The sequence below is a fragment of the Parafrankia discariae genome (assembly GCF_000373365.1).
Classification (GTDB): domain Bacteria; phylum Actinomycetota; class Actinomycetes; order Frankiales; family Frankiaceae; genus Parafrankia; species Parafrankia discariae.
In genome coordinates this window covers 328,039-342,245 of sequence record NZ_KB891103.1, presented here as the reverse complement: position 1 = coordinate 342,245, position 14,207 = coordinate 328,039, and the positions used below count along the sequence as shown (strand labels likewise).

16 protein-coding genes and 2 pseudogenes are annotated in these 14,207 nt (G+C 70.8%); 8 read left to right on the top strand and 10 right to left on the bottom strand.

Annotated elements, in window-relative coordinates; translation table 11 throughout:
* The first annotated feature begins 99 nt into the window (after positions 1–99).
* Positions 100–1,140, top strand: a complete 1,041-nt coding sequence (locus B056_RS0103620) for a metallophosphoesterase (protein ID WP_026239284.1) — start codon at positions 100–102, stop codon at positions 1,138–1,140.
* Between the two features lie 270 nt (positions 1,141–1,410).
* Here B056_RS0103620 and B056_RS42330 read toward each other — a convergent pair whose 3' ends face one another.
* A complete protein-coding gene (locus B056_RS42330; RefSeq protein WP_154676805.1) occupies positions 1,411–1,650 on the bottom strand; it encodes a hypothetical protein in 240 nt (79 codons plus the stop codon).
* A gap of 35 nt (positions 1,651–1,685) precedes the next feature.
* On the opposite strand from B056_RS42330, the pseudogene B056_RS45925 reads away from it, so the two are divergent.
* Positions 1,686–1,907: pseudogene (locus B056_RS45925) on the top strand (LysR substrate-binding domain-containing protein); the annotation flags it as partial.
* Positions 1,908–1,929: 22 nt separating this feature from the next.
* Here the strand turns inward: B056_RS45925 and B056_RS45920 are convergent.
* Positions 1,930–2,698 (bottom strand): annotated as a pseudogene (locus B056_RS45920) (AraC family transcriptional regulator); the annotation flags it as partial.
* A 6-nt stretch (positions 2,699–2,704) separates the two neighbouring features.
* Positions 2,705–3,295 (bottom strand): TetR/AcrR family transcriptional regulator, encoded by a 591-nt coding sequence (locus tag B056_RS0103600; protein WP_018500538.1) that lies wholly within the window; start codon positions 3,293–3,295, stop codon positions 2,705–2,707.
* Between the two features lie 108 nt (positions 3,296–3,403).
* Here B056_RS0103600 and B056_RS0103595 point away from each other — a divergent pair, with 108 nt between their 5' ends.
* Positions 3,404–4,348 carry a TIGR03620 family F420-dependent LLM class oxidoreductase gene (locus tag B056_RS0103595; RefSeq protein WP_018500537.1) on the top strand — a complete coding sequence of 315 codons (945 nt, stop codon included), beginning with the start codon at positions 3,404–3,406 and terminating at the stop codon, positions 4,346–4,348.
* A 13-nt stretch (positions 4,349–4,361) separates the two neighbouring features.
* On the opposite strand, the gene B056_RS43450 is transcribed toward B056_RS0103595, so the two are convergent.
* The 4 genes from B056_RS43450 to B056_RS0103580 all read right to left on the bottom strand — a co-directional run bounded on the left by B056_RS43450 (position 4,362) and on the right by B056_RS0103580 (position 6,604).
* On the bottom strand, positions 4,362–4,721 hold the full coding sequence (locus B056_RS43450; RefSeq protein ID WP_076784630.1) for a hypothetical protein: 360 nt from the start codon (positions 4,719–4,721) through the stop codon (positions 4,362–4,364).
* Entirely contained in the window at positions 4,718–5,077 is a 360-nt protein-coding gene (locus B056_RS0103590; RefSeq protein ID WP_018500535.1) for a hypothetical protein, read from the bottom strand. The genes B056_RS43450 and B056_RS0103590 overlap by 4 nt, the downstream gene beginning before the upstream one ends.
* Positions 5,074–5,397, bottom strand: a complete 324-nt coding sequence (locus B056_RS0103585; RefSeq protein ID WP_018500534.1) for a PadR family transcriptional regulator — start codon at positions 5,395–5,397, stop codon at positions 5,074–5,076. The genes B056_RS0103590 and B056_RS0103585 overlap by 4 nt, the downstream gene beginning before the upstream one ends.
* Before the next feature lie 244 nt (positions 5,398–5,641).
* Positions 5,642–6,604 carry an AraC family transcriptional regulator gene (locus tag B056_RS0103580; RefSeq protein ID WP_018500533.1) on the bottom strand — a complete coding sequence of 321 codons (963 nt, stop codon included), beginning with the start codon at positions 6,602–6,604 and terminating at the stop codon, positions 5,642–5,644.
* 136 nt (positions 6,605–6,740) lie between these two features.
* Here B056_RS0103580 and B056_RS0103575 point away from each other — a divergent pair, with 136 nt between their 5' ends.
* The 4 genes from B056_RS0103575 to B056_RS0103555 all read left to right on the top strand — a co-directional run bounded on the left by B056_RS0103575 (position 6,741) and on the right by B056_RS0103555 (position 10,196).
* Positions 6,741–7,460 (top strand): SDR family NAD(P)-dependent oxidoreductase, encoded by a 720-nt coding sequence (locus B056_RS0103575; protein WP_018500532.1) that lies wholly within the window; start codon positions 6,741–6,743, stop codon positions 7,458–7,460.
* Positions 7,461–7,464: 4 nt separating this feature from the next.
* Positions 7,465–7,896 carry a nuclear transport factor 2 family protein gene (locus B056_RS0103570; RefSeq protein WP_026239281.1) on the top strand — a complete coding sequence of 144 codons (432 nt, stop codon included), beginning with the start codon at positions 7,465–7,467 and terminating at the stop codon, positions 7,894–7,896.
* 344 nt (positions 7,897–8,240) lie between these two features.
* Complete coding sequence (locus B056_RS41610; RefSeq protein WP_063826600.1) at positions 8,241–9,293, top strand: cupin domain-containing protein; 1,053 nt, start codon at positions 8,241–8,243, stop codon at positions 9,291–9,293.
* Between the two features lie 81 nt (positions 9,294–9,374).
* Complete coding sequence (locus B056_RS0103555; protein ID WP_035749958.1) at positions 9,375–10,196, top strand: SDR family NAD(P)-dependent oxidoreductase; 822 nt, start codon at positions 9,375–9,377, stop codon at positions 10,194–10,196.
* Between the two features lie 42 nt (positions 10,197–10,238).
* On the opposite strand, the gene B056_RS0103550 is transcribed toward B056_RS0103555, so the two are convergent.
* Positions 10,239–11,213: an LLM class flavin-dependent oxidoreductase gene (locus tag B056_RS0103550; protein ID WP_018500528.1), complete on the bottom strand. Its 975-nt coding sequence runs from the start codon at positions 11,211–11,213 to the stop codon at positions 10,239–10,241.
* Between the two features lie 85 nt (positions 11,214–11,298).
* Here B056_RS0103550 and B056_RS0103545 point away from each other — a divergent pair, with 85 nt between their 5' ends.
* Complete coding sequence (locus B056_RS0103545) at positions 11,299–12,069, top strand: helix-turn-helix transcriptional regulator (protein WP_018500527.1); 771 nt, start codon at positions 11,299–11,301, stop codon at positions 12,067–12,069.
* A 146-nt stretch (positions 12,070–12,215) separates the two neighbouring features.
* Here the strand turns inward: B056_RS0103545 and B056_RS0103540 are convergent, their stop codons facing one another.
* Both B056_RS0103540 and B056_RS0103535 read right to left on the bottom strand, forming a co-directional pair.
* Positions 12,216–13,604 carry a phenylacetate--CoA ligase family protein gene (locus B056_RS0103540; protein ID WP_026239279.1) on the bottom strand — a complete coding sequence of 463 codons (1,389 nt, stop codon included), beginning with the start codon at positions 13,602–13,604 and terminating at the stop codon, positions 12,216–12,218.
* A gap of 142 nt (positions 13,605–13,746) precedes the next feature.
* Positions 13,747–14,193, bottom strand: coding sequence for a group II truncated hemoglobin (locus B056_RS0103535; protein ID WP_018500525.1), 447 nt, complete (start codon positions 14,191–14,193; stop codon positions 13,747–13,749).
* Between the last annotated feature and the right edge of the window lie 14 nt (positions 14,194–14,207).

Below are 14,207 nucleotides of genomic sequence, written 5' to 3'. Positions count from 1 at the left end.
AAATATTCATCCGTGCGCCGGTCCGCGTTTACCTGCGTGGCACCATGCGCTGGCACCGTTTACCCCCGCCTGGCACGCAAATGCTATTTAGGGGGTTCAATGCGTGTGACACGCCTCGTGAAGGTGGTAGCTCTCGCTGTCAGCGGTGTCGCCCTGTCGACGACAGCCGCGTTTGCCTCGGACACTCCTCCGGGTCAGGAGAAGTCCGGACACTTCTCGTTCGCCGTCATCGGTGACGTACCTTACGGCAGCGACCAGGTCGCGAAATTTCCTGGTTGGATCGATCAGATCAACGCGGCTCAACCAGAAATGACGTTTCATGTCGGTGACATCAAGAACGGCTCGAGCCGTTGCGACGACGACTACTACAACTTGATCAAGTCCGACTTCGATCGTTTTGTCGGTCCGCTGATCTATACGCCTGGCGACAATGAGTGGACCGACTGTCATCGGGCGAACAACGGCGGGTACAATCCGCTGGAACGACTCGACTTCGACAGGTCGGTGTTTTTTTCCAAGCCGGGCACCACGCTGGGCCAGAATCCGATTACCGTCGACAGCCAGGCCGCCGCCGGATTCCCGGAGAACGTCCAGCTTCGCCGGCAGGGCGTCGACTTCGCGACCTTGCACGTAGTCGGCAGCAACAACGGCCTACAGCCCTGGACCGGTATCGGGCAGACGGCGGTTACCCCGGAGCAGACGGCCGAGGAGAACGCTCGGATGACCAACGTGATCGCGGTCGTCCACAACGCATTCGCCGGCGCTCGTCAGCGTCACGACAGGGCGGTCGCGCTGCTCCTGCAGGCCGATATGTTCGACCCGACGTACACCCCCGCGTGGACCGACATCTCGGCGTTCAAGCCGCTCGTCCAGGCCATCGTCGACGAGTCCAGCTCGTTCCAGGGGCAGGTCTATCTGTTCAACGGTGACAGCCACATCTACGAGAGCGACCAGCCGTTGGCCGCTGGATCGCGATGGCTCACCACCTACGGCGTCACCGGATCGGCGAACAACCTCCGTCGCGTCACCGTCGACGGATCGTCCAACAATGTTGACTGGCTCAAGGTCACCATCAACCGGCCGGGCGCGGCGGAGGTCCTCAGCTGGGAGCGGGTTCCGTACCTGGCGTCCGGTCAGTAATCCCGTCCTACTCTCAGTAACGCCGCCGCCTATCTGACCCGACCGGTAGGGCCCGGTAGGACCGGGGAGCCACCACGGCTCCCCGGTCCGTCACCCGCGCGGCGGGTCCTGTGCCGGCGAGCCCGCAGGCCAGCGTCATGGGGACACACCCCGGGTGGCCACGCGGTGGCTCACACCCGGGAGACGGCCTCGTGGCGGTCCCGCGCAGCCTGAAATCGCCAGCCGCATGAGGCACGGCCCGGTGATGATCGACCCCGCGACGGCCCCCACTCAGGGCGAGGCCGACCGCCGCCGCTGGATCGCACTGGTGGTCGTGTGCATGGCCATGTCGATGAACGCGCTCGACTCGTCGATCGTCGTCCTCTTCACCGCCGTCTCCTCGTCGGTCAGTATCGCGATCACCGTCACCGAGTTCCCGAATCCGGGCGAGTGGGCCCGGGCGATGAGCGCGTACACACTGGTCACCGGGGGCGGCGGGTCGCTGGGGCTGCTGGCCGGCGGGGTTCTCACCCAGGCTGTGAGTCTCGCGTGGCGGATCAGCGCCGACCGCGGTCGTCGAAGCCACAGCCGCGGTCGCTCCGGGCGTGACGCTGCGCTTCGTCGGCGAAGGCAGCGAAAGCACCGAGGACCTCCGCGACGGCTCGGTCGATCTGGACATCGGCGCCGGCGAGGTCGCGGCTCCTGACATCCGGACAGCCGTGCTGTACCGCGAACGACTGGTCGGCATCGTCCGTGCCGACAGCCCGATCGGCGGTGAACGCCAGCCGCCGCCGACGTGGTGGCCCGGCGTCAGTTCCACCGGGCCTCGTCGACTCCGGTCACACGACGGTAGTTTCCGGGGACGAGGCCGTACTCTCTTTTGAATGCCTTGACGAAGGCGAATTCGGACGTGTAGCCGACGCGGTGAGCGACGGCGGACAGCGGTATGTCCTGCTGGCGCAGGATCCGGGCCGCGGTGGTCAGGCGCCAGCGGGTGAGGTAGGCCAGGGGCGGTTCACCGACCAGCGCGGTGAACCGGCGGGTGAAGGTGGCGCGGGAGAGCCCGGCCTCGGCGCCCAGTTGTTCCACCGTCCACGATCGCGCCGGATCCTGGTGAATGCGATGGAGGCTGAGGCCGATCGCGGGGTCGGCGAGCGCCCGGCTTCTGCTCCTCGACCTCGATGCCGAGCAGGTCCACCGCCGTGTGCAGCCCGTGGCGCCGCCGGTTCGGCAGGTGCACCAGGTCGGGAAGCGTGGCCAGCAGCGGATGCGGCCGGCGCGGTTCGAGCCGGTAGGCACCGGACAGCAGGACCGACTGCACTCCGGCCACTGCCCCGACGACGTGTTGGTGACCGATCCGTTTGGCGCGCGGCTCGCCATCCAGGCGGAAGGCGACAGCAGGGGTGGCCGGAGCGTCGGCCAGAGTGTGCTCCTTCCCGCCGGGCAGCAGCACCACGTCACCTGACCGCAGTGCCCGTGGCGGCTCGTCAGCGCTCGACAGCCAGCAGGCGCCTCGCAGGATGACGTGGAACCCGAACCCCTGATCGCCCCCGAACCGCAGCCCCCACGGGCCCTGGGCTGTCGGTCATCCCCCGTCGACCGGTGGCTTCCGGCGCACCGCGTCGAGGGCCAGCGCGAGCAGCCGGTCGGCCTGACCGTCGTCGTTGTCGCGGGCGGTGGCGAGGGCGATCCCGACGACGAGCTGAATGAGGTCATCCGGGCTCAGGTCCTGGCGGGCTGTCCCGATCTGTTGGGCGCGGGCGAGAAGGCCGGCCGCCGTGTCCGTGATTGTCTGGTGGCAGTCGATGACGGAGGTCTCGGGGCCTTCGAGCATGAAAGCCCCGGCGAGACCCTGGTTGACCCGGGCGTGGACGAGGAACAGCCGAAGCCAGGCGGCCAGCGCGTGGTCCGCGGACTCGCCGGCGGACAGCTCCGCCGCCCGCCGGCACAACGTCTCGATGCGGTCAGCGAGAACAGCCCGTAGAAGCGCGGCCCGCGTCGGGAAATGCCGGTAGAGGGTTCCTTGCCCGACCCCGGCCCGACGAGCGATCTCGACCAGGGACGCATCGGGCCCAGCTTCGTCGAACGCCTCGCGGGCGACGGCGAGCAGGTGGTCCCGGTTGCGTCGGGCGTCGGCGCGCAGCGGGCGTTCTGCGGAAGCTCGCCCAGCCGTCATCGTGGCTCCTTCCCCACCCGCTCTGGACAACCGGACAGGCTATCCGTATTCTAGCGCAACGAAAGCGGACATGCTGTCCGATTGATGGCGGAGGGTGGAAGGGCGGCAGTGAAAACGGATCAGGGGCACACGCTCGGTCGCATCGGCGTCTGGACGATGGCCTTCGACGGCCAGCCAGCCGGCCGCGTGCGGGAGGCCGCGGCGGAGATCGAGGAGCTGGGCTACGGCGCGATCTGGTACGGCGAGGCGTTCGGCCGTGACACGGCGAGCCAGGCGTGGCTACTGCTGTCGGCCACCCGGCGGATCACCGTCGCGTCGGGCATCGCGAACATCGCGTTCCGCGATCCGATCGTCATGGCGACCGCGACCCGCGCGCTCGGCGAGGCGTTCCCCGGACGCTATCTTCTCGGTCTCGGCGGGCACCGAGTCGACGACACCGTCCACACACTGGACGGCTATCCCGTACCTGCTGTGGGCAAGGCGGTGTCGGCTATGACCTCTTACCTGGCGGCCATGGACGCCGTCCCCGTTCACAGCCCGTCGCCGCGGCCGGCCGCGCGCCGGGTGCTGGCCGCGCTCGGTCCGAGGATGCTGTCGCTGGCGGCCGAATCGACCTGGGGAGCGCACCCGTACTTCGTGCCCGTCGAGCACACCCGGCGGGCGCGGCAGATCATGGGGCCAGAGGCGTTCCTCGGCGTCGAGCAGGCTGTCGTCCTGGATCCCGATGTCGAGCGGGCCCGCGAGGTAGCCACGGCGCACGTCGGTGCCTACGTCTCCATGGCGCCGCACCACGCGGCGAACATACGGCGGATGGGCTTCGATGAGATCGATACCGGTGGGCCGAGCCGCCGCCTGGTCGACGCGATCGTCGCCTACGGAGACGCCCAGGTGATTCAGGACCGAGTGCGCCAACACCTTGCCGCGGGCGCGGATCACGTCTGCGTCCAGGTCCTCACCGCGGACCCCGCCGCGTTTCCGGAACACGAATGGCGTGAACTCGCTCCGGCGTTGCGCGATGTCGCGCCCACACCGTGGTCGGGATCCGCGAGCTGACCGGAGTCTCCTGTCATCCGCGCTGCCGGTCGACTACTCGCCGATTTACCCGCGACCTGCGGCGGAGTGCCAGGCCGGCCAGGAACAGGACGAGGACGGCGGGGCCGGCGTGCACCACGATGAAACCAATGTAGTGGGGGCCGCCCCAGGCGTGTCGATACGTCTCCGGATTGCCGGGGTGCTCATTAGCAAGGATGTATCCGGCCCGGGCGACAAGAAAGGCGCCGGCGGCCAGGAGGAGAAGGCGGACCACCGCGCGCCGTAGCCGTGCGGCCCAGCCCACGACTGGTGGCGGCGGCGGTCGGCGTGCAGTGATCGGAGCCACCGTGATCAGGCCCGCCGCGACCATAGCGGCTACGGCCAGTCCCGTCACGCCGCTTCGTCTCCGTGGAGCCGGATACGGCGCGTGGCCGCGGAGCCGACCGTCAGCGCGGTCGGCGTGAGGACCACCACCAAGGTCAGTGCCCGCAGCGGCGTGGTCGGAGCCCACAGGATGTTGTCGGTGAGCCCGGTCCGTACGGCAGCGGCTTCCATGACGGCGGTGGCGAATACCGATCCGGCGAACCGGGCGATCCAGGGCCTGGCCCGGAAACGGAGCCCCACGGCCAGGCGCAGGACGTCGATGACAACGGCCAAGGTCAGGGGAGTGTCCTGGAGGAGCGCGGCGAACTCGTCGCGGTAGCGCGCCCGCCACTGTCTGGGACACAGGGCGAGAAGGAAGCGCTTCATGCCTGGGCCAGCCGTGACTGCCCGGTCTGGACGATCCGGGACCAGGTGGCCAACTGCGCGGCCAGGGCCGCTCTTCCCGCCGCCGTGATTTCGTAGGGGCGGCGGCGGTCCTCGCTGGGCAGCGCGGCGATCAGGCCGCGTTCCACCAGTTTGGTCAGCGAGCCGTACAGGGTGCCAGGACCGAGCCGGACTCCGGTCTGTTCCAGCACGTCGGCGGTGATCGCGTAACCGTGCTTCGCGCCGTCGCTCAGTGACAGCAGGACAAGTACTCCCGGCTCGCCGAAGCGGGCCAGGCCCTCGTCCCGCCCGAATCTCGCCATGCGATGCATCGTATGGCGTAGTAGCAGGGTGCGGCAAAGTGCGCGGTGGCCCTGATCTCCCGGTCTCACGGTGCCCCCCGGCTCCGCCCTGGACCGGGTCACGACCGCTCGAGACTCCTCGTCACCCAGGCGGTGGGGCTCAGCCGGTTCCACGAAGGTCTGGTCGTCCTCGTCCTCGTGCCCTCGCCGAGCCGGAGGGCACGTCGACGGTCACGAGCACGTGGGGTCGGAGCGTCGGTTCACGTCAGACGGGCGCAGGAGGGGACGCGGCCGCGATGCCGTGCCGGATGCGGCTCTGGGCGCGAAAGCGCCCGGGAGGGATGGCGCGGTCGCGCGAGAAGGCGCGGGAGAACGCGTACTCGGAGGTGTAACCGACGGCTCGGGCGACGACCTCGATGGGGTCGTCGGTGTCGCGTAGTCGGCGGGCGGCCAGGTCCATGCGCCATCGGGTGAGATAGGCGGCAGGGGTCTCACCGACGAGGGCCGGGAAGCGGCGCGCGAGGGTGGCCCGGGAGACGGCGACATGGTCGGCGAGAGAGCTCAGCGTCCAGGCGCGGCCGGGGTCGGCGTGCAGGGCGGCGAGCGCCATGCTGACCATGGGGTCGTTCAGCGCACGCAGCCAGGACGCCGACGGCGCGGCGGGCGCGGCTCGCAGCCAGGCCCGTAGCACCTGGATGAGCAGGACGTCCACGAGCCGGTCGAGCAGCGTGGTGGTGGCCGGCCCGGGGTCGGCGAGTTCGCCCGAGAGCAGCCGGACGGTGTCGGTGAGCGGGCTGGCCCCGGACGTCCCGGCGGGTACGTGGACCAGCTCGGGCAGCACGGTGAAAAGCGGGGTGGTGACGGCGGGATCGTGCCGGAAGGAGGCGCACAGGATCCTGGTCCGTGCCGGTCCGGGTCCGACGTCGAGCCGACCGCCGGCGGCGGGCGCGGCTTTCGACGCGGCGTGATCGAACGGTTCCAGGGGGCCCTCCGGGTCTCCTGCCAGACCGTGCGCGGCCCCGGTGGGCAGGAGCACGACGTCGCCGGGCATGAGCCGCACGGGGGGCTGGCCGGGCAGACGCAACCAGGCGGTGCCCGCGGTGACGGTGTGAAAGGCCGCCGCGGAGATCCGGAACAGCCGCAGCCCCCACGGGTCGCCGGCATGCACTGTGGCGGCGACGGTTCCGCGCACACCGGCGACGCTCAGGACGTCGGCGAGCAGATCCACTGCTGCAGCCTACCGATGGGAGCACAGCCAGCCGAGCTGTGAGACGGACAGACAAGATTTCGAGACTATCTGTCATCCATTAACGCTGCCATGCGCCATACGGTTGCTGTATTCCACAAGCGACCGAAAGGTACTCATGAACGTCAAAGGCAGCATCGCTCTGGTGACGGGCGCGAACCGGGGCCTGGGCGCCCGCCTGGTCGACCATCTCCTCGACGCTGGCGCCAGCAAGGTCTACGCCACCGCCCGGGACCCTCGCAGTGTCGCCCCGACCGTGAGCGCCGACCCGAGGGTGAGCGTCCTCGCCCTGGACGTCACCGACCAGTCCAGCGTGGACGCCGCGGCCAAGGCCGCGGCCGACGTCACCGTCCTGGTCAACAACGCGGGGGTGCTCGGGTTCGGCAGCGCGCTCGAGGGCGATCTGGACCTGTTCCAGCGGGATGCCCTGACCAACTATGTGGGCCTGCTGCGGGTGAGCCGGGCCTTCGTTCCCGTCCTGACCGCGAACGCGCCCGGCGCGATCGTCAATGTGCTGACCCTGATCGCGCTGGCACCGGTGGCGGGTATGACGGGATACTGCGCGTCGAAGGCCGCGGCGCATTCGGTCACCCAGTCCCTGCGGGCGGAGCTGCGCGACAGGGACATCGAGGTCGTCGGAGCCTACCCGGGCGGCATCGACACCGACATGCTCGCCGGAGTCGACGCAGACAAGGCGGCCCCGGAGGTCGTCGCCGAACGGATCGTCGCCGGGGTGGCCGCCGGACAGACCGTCATCTGGCCTGACGACGCCTCCACCGGCGCGGGCTCGGTCTACCTCGGTGACCCGCTGGGCCTCGAGCGCATGCTCGCGGGCTGATCCGATGGCGGTCTTCCACTCCGCCGCCACGGCCGCCGCGGGGACCGGCACCGACCAGCTGGTCCACCGCCTGCTCGCGGCTGTGGGCGGCGGGAACTGGGACGAACTATCCGAGATCCTGCACCCGGAGTTCACCATCACGGAACCTCGATCACTGCCGTGGGGTGGGGTTCACATCGGCATCGGCTCCTACATCACCCTGATGACCGCCATCGTGGGAATGTTCGATCTCGACTTCCGGACCGAATGGCTCCTCCGGCAGGGCGACCGCATGATCCTACGGGCCACCGTCACATTCACCGATCGTGCGACGGGAAATAACGTGGCGATGCCGACGGTGGAGCTGTTCACCATTTCCGGCGGTCTTCTACGTGCGAGCGAGGTGTATTTCGCGGACACGGCCGCGCTGCTCGCTCTCCTGCCATCAGCCGGCTGACAGCGGCACTGACGTGGCTCGGTGGGTCCCGGGACCCGCCGAGCCACGTGTCATCGGCCTCCTGCTTCGACCCCTCCGCCGCTGCTTGGGGAGGGGGCCGGGTAGCCGCCGCGCGGGATGGGCCGTCACCGTGGCGGTCGCCCGGCCCGAACCGACGCCCGACGTCCAGGACGCGATCCGACGGCTACTGTGACTCCACAAGCCGGCACCTGAGCCAGATCGACGAGGCGGCCGAGCCGCTGACGAACGGCCCGTCGGCACCGCTGATCGGAATGGTGCTGGACCAGCGAGGTTCGGCCGGAACGAACGTGGTGCCGCCGGCTCACTCCTGAGGTGGGGAACACGTGACATTCGGCGTCCAGGCTCCGGGCGGAGAGCAACCGGCCCGGGGTTTCGCCCGGAGTCGTGACGAGGGCCGTCGTATCGACCTGCCGGACTGGTCGATGCTCGTCAAGGTCACGGCGGGTGACACCCTCGGCCGGCTCACCGTGCTGGAGGGCCGGATGGGCCCGCGGCAGCCCGGACCGCTCCCGCACGTTCACGAGGGCCACGACGAGACGTTCGTGCTGGTCGAGGGGCGGCTGCGGTTCCGCGTCGGAGACGGGTTCCACACCGCTGTCGCCGGTGAGACGGTGTTCGCCGGCCGGCGGCTGGCACACGGCTTCGGGAATCCCTTCGACGAGCAGGCCCGCTACGTCGCCACCCTCACGCCCAGCGGTTACGAGGACTACTTCGCCGAGGTAGCGGAGCACGTGGCGAGAACTGGAGCCATGCCCGGCCGGGCTCTGACGCAGGAACTGATGGCACGCCACCGGACGGTCCTCGTGCCGCCCCTGCCCGACCCGGACGCGGTCCCGCCACCGCTCCCGCCGCCGCTCCCGCCCGCGACCACTCGGGCACCGCTGGAGCGGCTGGAGGCCGGCGTCGCGGCGGTGGTGCGGTGGAGCGAGAGCAGGCACATCCGCGCGGAGATCGCCCGGCGTTCGGGGTGTGACGCGGCGCCGAGCGAGCTGCGGTTGCTGGAGTTCTTCGACCTGGTGGAGCCCCTGCGGATCTCCGACATCGCGCAGTGCCTGCGCATCGACGTCTCCACCGCCTCGCTTCAGCTGCGTCAGCTCCGCGGGAACCGGCTCGTCGAGGCGATTCCCGTCGAGGGAGATCGTCGCGCAAGCCTGATCGCCATCACCCCGAAGGGGCGCGCGACGGTCGAGAAGGTGCGCGCGGCGCGCCGCGACCTCCTCCGGACGGTGTTCGCCGACGTCCCCCACGATGACCTGGAGCAGGGGGCCGAGCTGCTGCTGCGCGTCCAGGCCCACATGCTCGCCGGGATGCGGGCGAAGCTCGGGGGCGACGCCCCGGACGCCTCGGATGCCCCGGACGGAGCGGCCTCGCCCTGATTCCCGCCGCCGCCGGGCAGATGCTTTGATAGTTCAAAGCATTCCCCCGGAGTGCCCCTCCGAGGAAGGAGAAGCCGGCGCATGGCTACGGCAGTGATCACAGGCGGCACCGACGGCATCGGCAGAGCGCTCGCCGAGGCGTACCTCAGCCGCGGGTTCGAGGTGCTCGTCGTCGGGCGCGACGAGCGGAAGGGCAGGGCGTTCGCCGCCGCCGGCGAACGGGCGCGCTTCATCAGCGCCGACCTGAGCGGGGTGGCCGAGAACCGCCGGCTGGCCGAACACATCTCCCAGCGCCACCCGGCTCTCGACGTTCTGGTGCTCGGCGCGCGGTACCACCGGCCGAACCGTGTCCTGACCGCGGACGGGTTCGAGAGCAACTTCGCGCTGTTCTACCTCAGCAGGTTCCTGCTGAGCCATGGCCTGGCCGGTGCGCTGAGCCGCGCGGGGAACCCGGTCGTGCTCAACTTCGGGGGCGCCGGGCAGACCGGGCCGGTCCGGTGGGACGACATCCAGTTGGAACGTGGCTATCACGGTGTCGGGGCGATGGGGCATGCCGGCCGGCTCAACGACCTGCTCGGCGTCGATTTCGTGGACACCTACGCCGACACCGGCATCCGCTACGTTCTGAACCATCCGGGCGTGGTCGTCACGAGTTTCGCCGGGGAGTACGACCCGGTGACCGCCGCGCAGATCGACCGGCTGCGCGTGGTCGGGAAGCCGGTCGCGACCGCCGTCGCCGAGATCCTCCCGTTCCTCGAGCCGACCGGGCAGGACCGGCTGACCGCCGTCCTGGAAGGCCGCCGGGTGTCGCTGGAGCCGGGGTCGTGGGATCTCGGCGAGGCCCGTCGCCTCCACGACCTCACCGGCGACCTGCTGGCGCAGTTCGACCGCCGCACGGCCTGAGGTGTCAGATCCGAGCCGAGCACCCGACCGGCACGGCGGTGGTCAGGACATCTCCGGCCCGGACGGACGCTCCGCCGAGGCCTGAACGGCGGAGATCAGCTCCGCGATCCGGTCGAGTTGGTCGTTCTGCGACCGCAGGTCGAGGGCGCCCAAACGGATGACGATGTGGCGCGCGCCGGCGGCGACATACCGGGTCAGGCCGTCGAGGACCTGGTCGGCGGAGCCGGTGACCACCGCCTGAATCCTCTCCAGTTCCTCCAGCGGCATCCCGTAGGCGACTCGCGCGTAGTCCTCGAGTGCCCGGCGCCCGCTCTGGACGTCCTCGTCGATCCGCACTGAGACGAACAGCGCGGGTGTGACGCGCTCGGCGGCCCGGCCGGCGGCGCGCGCCGCCCTGTGGATGTCGCGCAGCCCGGCGGTGTAGTCGGCCGGATCGGGCGGGTACGGCAGCCAGCCGTCGTATGCCCGACCGGCCCGGGCCAGCGCCGTGGGGGTCGCGCCGCCGAGCCAGACCGGCGGTCCGCCGGGGCGGGACGGCCTCGTCGCGGGTGGGAGGTCGTCGAACCTGAGGATCTCGCCGTGGAAGGCGTCGGCACCGTCCCAGAGGGCCCGCCACAGCGCGACCGTGTCGTCCAGCCGGGCGAAGCGCCGTTGCCACGGCACCTCGGACAGCGTGTAGAAGGGCCGTCCGAACCGACCGGGGAAGCCCGCGCCGACCGCCACGGTGAGCCGTCCGCCGGACAGCAGGTCGATCGACGCGAGGGACTGCGCCGCCTGGATCGGACGTCGCAGGAACGGCAGCAGCGCGCCCGTCCCCAGGGTCGCCGTCTCGGTGGCCGGGGCGAGCGCGGCCAGCATGGTCAGCGCCTCGACGCGCGGGCTGATCAGGGAGTCGTTGACGAAGAGCGAGGAGAATCCCAGGCTTTCGGCCCGCCGGCCGAAACCGACCAGGTCGCGAGGGTCACCGTCGGCGCCCCACTGGGCGGCGCCGGTCGGGAGCAGTACGCCGATGTCCATGCGGCTGATGGTCGTGACCGGTGCCGACGGCGACAATTCCCGCCAGGGAATGGCCGGGGCCCCTCGCCATTGTTAGAACAACGGGGTGGACTTCCCCCGGGCCCTGCGTGAACGCCGAAACTGTCGTCATCTCAGCCAGCTCGACCTGGCGCTGCGGGCCGGGACCACCCAGCGGCATCTCAGTTTCCTCGAGTCCGGTCGGTCCTTTCCCGGCCGGAACCTGGTCGTGCGGCTGGCCGAGTCGCTCGAACTGCCGCTGCGGGAGCGCAACGAGCTCCTGCTGGCGGCCGGGTACGCCCCCGTGTACCCGGAGAGCTCGCTCGACGACCCGGTGCTGGCCCCGGCCCGCACGGCGATCGACCACATCCTGCGCGGCCACCTGCCCTACCCCGCGCTGGTCGCGGACGGCAACGGCGATCTGGTCGCCGCGAACGACGCCTTCGGCCTGATCACCGAAGGCGCCGCGCCCGAGCTGGTGGGACCGGGCCGGAACGTCTATCGCCTCGCGCTCCACCCCGACGGCCTGGCACCCCGGATCCGCAATCTCGCCGAGTGGGCGCACCACATCCTGGCCCGCCTTGGCCGCCTGCCGGAGCTGCGGGCCGAACTGGCGCGACACGTGCCCGAGCCCGGGCCGGCCGACGGGCGGCTCGGTTTCGCGGTCCCACTCCACCTGGCGACGTCGCGCGGAGAGCTGCACCTGATGACAACGGTGACGACCTTCGCCACAGCCGTCGACGTGACACTGGCCGAGCTGAAGCTCGAGGCGTTTCTCCCGGTCGATCCCGCGACAGCCGAAGCCCTCTCGGCGGCCGTCGGTGGACCCGGGACGCCGCCGCGGCGGATCCGATCCTGACCGGACGAGCTGACCGACGACCCGTCGGCCCCACTGGTCGGGATGGCGCTGGACCGGCGGGTGTCCTGGACCGGCGGGTGCCGGAGAGAACGAACGGGGCGGTGCGGGGGAGCGAACCCCTGGCGGAACGCCGGGCCGCGAAGCGGCTAGCCACCCAGCGCGACGAACCGCCTGAGCTTGCCTGTCGAGGTGTGCCGGGGGATCCGCTCAACGATGCTTACGCCGAGGTCGGGGTTCGTGAGTCCGTACGGCCGTAGCGAGAGGGCCAGGGCCGCGGCCACCGCGGCGGTGTCGGGTGACCCGACCACGAGCACGTCCGCCCCGCCTCTGGTCTGCCGCACCTGATACTCGGAGATCAGCGGGTCGGTACCCAGCACATGCCGGAACGCGCTCGCCGGGACGGTGCGCGGCCCGTAGCGGAAGTCGTCGTCACGCCGACCGGCGATGTCGGCGACCCGCGGCATCGAGCTGCCACACGCGCAGCGGCCGGGCAGCAGCGTGATCTCGTCACCGAGGTCATAGCGAACAAACGGGAACGCGCGCCCGGCGAGCCCGGTCGCGAGGGTGCGCGCCGCCGGCTCGTCGGGGGCGGCCGGGCGCCCGGCCGCGTCGACCCGTTCGAGGATCACCTCGTCCGCGCAGAGGTGAAGGCCGTCGCCGTGGCCGCAGCCGACCGCCTGGACGCCGATCTCGGTCGAGCCCCACAGATTGTGGACGGGGGCGCCCCAGGCGGCGCCGATCGCGTGCCGGTCCTGTGGGCTGAGCGGCTCGGAGTTGGTGCTGACCCGAACCGGCCGGATGTCGAGCTCCCCCGCGATCGCCGCCCGGGCGAGGCGACCGATGACCGAGGCGTAGCCCACGAGATGGGTCGGCCGCGCGTCCGCGACCGCGCGCAGCACCTGATCGAACGGCGCCGCCGCCGGGATCACGACGGTCTGCGTCGACGGCCCGGTCGCGACGTCGAACAACGGCGTGCTGGCGTGGGGCGGCTCGCCGGCCTCCACCACGGCCAGTCGCGCCGGGCGGCCGGCCGAGCCGGAAGCGCGCTCGTCACGCGCCTGCCATCGCCAGGCGAGGCAGGCGAGCGTGACGAACTGCTCCCAGTCCCATACGTAGACGCCACGCACACCGCTCGAACCGCCCGAGGTGAACACCTGGAGCCCCGCGGGCGTGTAGGAGAACCAGCCCTGCCGGGCCAGCACCCGCTCGGCGCCCGCACGGTCGATGTCGGGCGTGGTGACGATCGTGTCCCATTCGTCGTGGACATCCCGCTTGGTCATGATCGGCAGCTGTGCGAGGTCGTCGGCCGTCGCCTTGGCCGGGTCGATGTCGGCCATCCGGGCCGCGTGGAACGGCGAGCGCTCACGCGCGAACCCCAGCAACGACCGGAGCCGTTCGGTGCGGTAGCGCTCGATGCGTCGGCGCGGCCACGCCAGCCGCGCCACGTGGTCCTCGAGCGCGGCCCGCACAGCACTCAGGTGCGCCGCGCGCAGACGCTGGTAGACCGCCTTGGGGTCCTCCTGGGACACGCACACAGTGTCGGTCGCGGGCAGCGGTCACGCCAGCCGCGAGGCCGCGGCAGCGTGCCACCCGCGGTCCCGGAGATCGATCACCGGCGTCGCCCGTCGCCGGACAGTGCCGCGGCTTGAGCTGAGCTCCCTGCTCGGGTTCAGGGGGTCAGCCGTCCGGGCTCCACTGCCAGCGGGGCACCTCGCGGATCGGGTGCAGTTCGGTGTCGGTGGCGGCCCAGGAGTTCTGCTGGGCGACCTGCGCGCCGAACTCGATGTGCTCGCGCACCGCCGCGCGGAACGGGGTGTCGTCGGGCAGGCCGGCCTCGTCGAGTGCCTGGAGGTACGCCTCGACGAACCGTTCCCGCTGCTCGTCGGTGATCTGGAGATGCCGGTGCACGTCGATCAGGTACTGGAAGCCGACCTCGTGGCTGAAGCGGTCGGGGCCGCCGAACGATTCCCCGGTGAACCAGGTGAGACGGTCGACATGGGTCGGCACGCGCTCCGTAAAGAGTTCGCTCAGCACCGGATCGGCGAGCGCCTTCTGGTAGAACAACTCCTCAAGCCGGTGCAGGGCGGCATCACCGCCGGCGTGCTCGTACAACGTCTCTGCCATGGTGTCGGGGGATC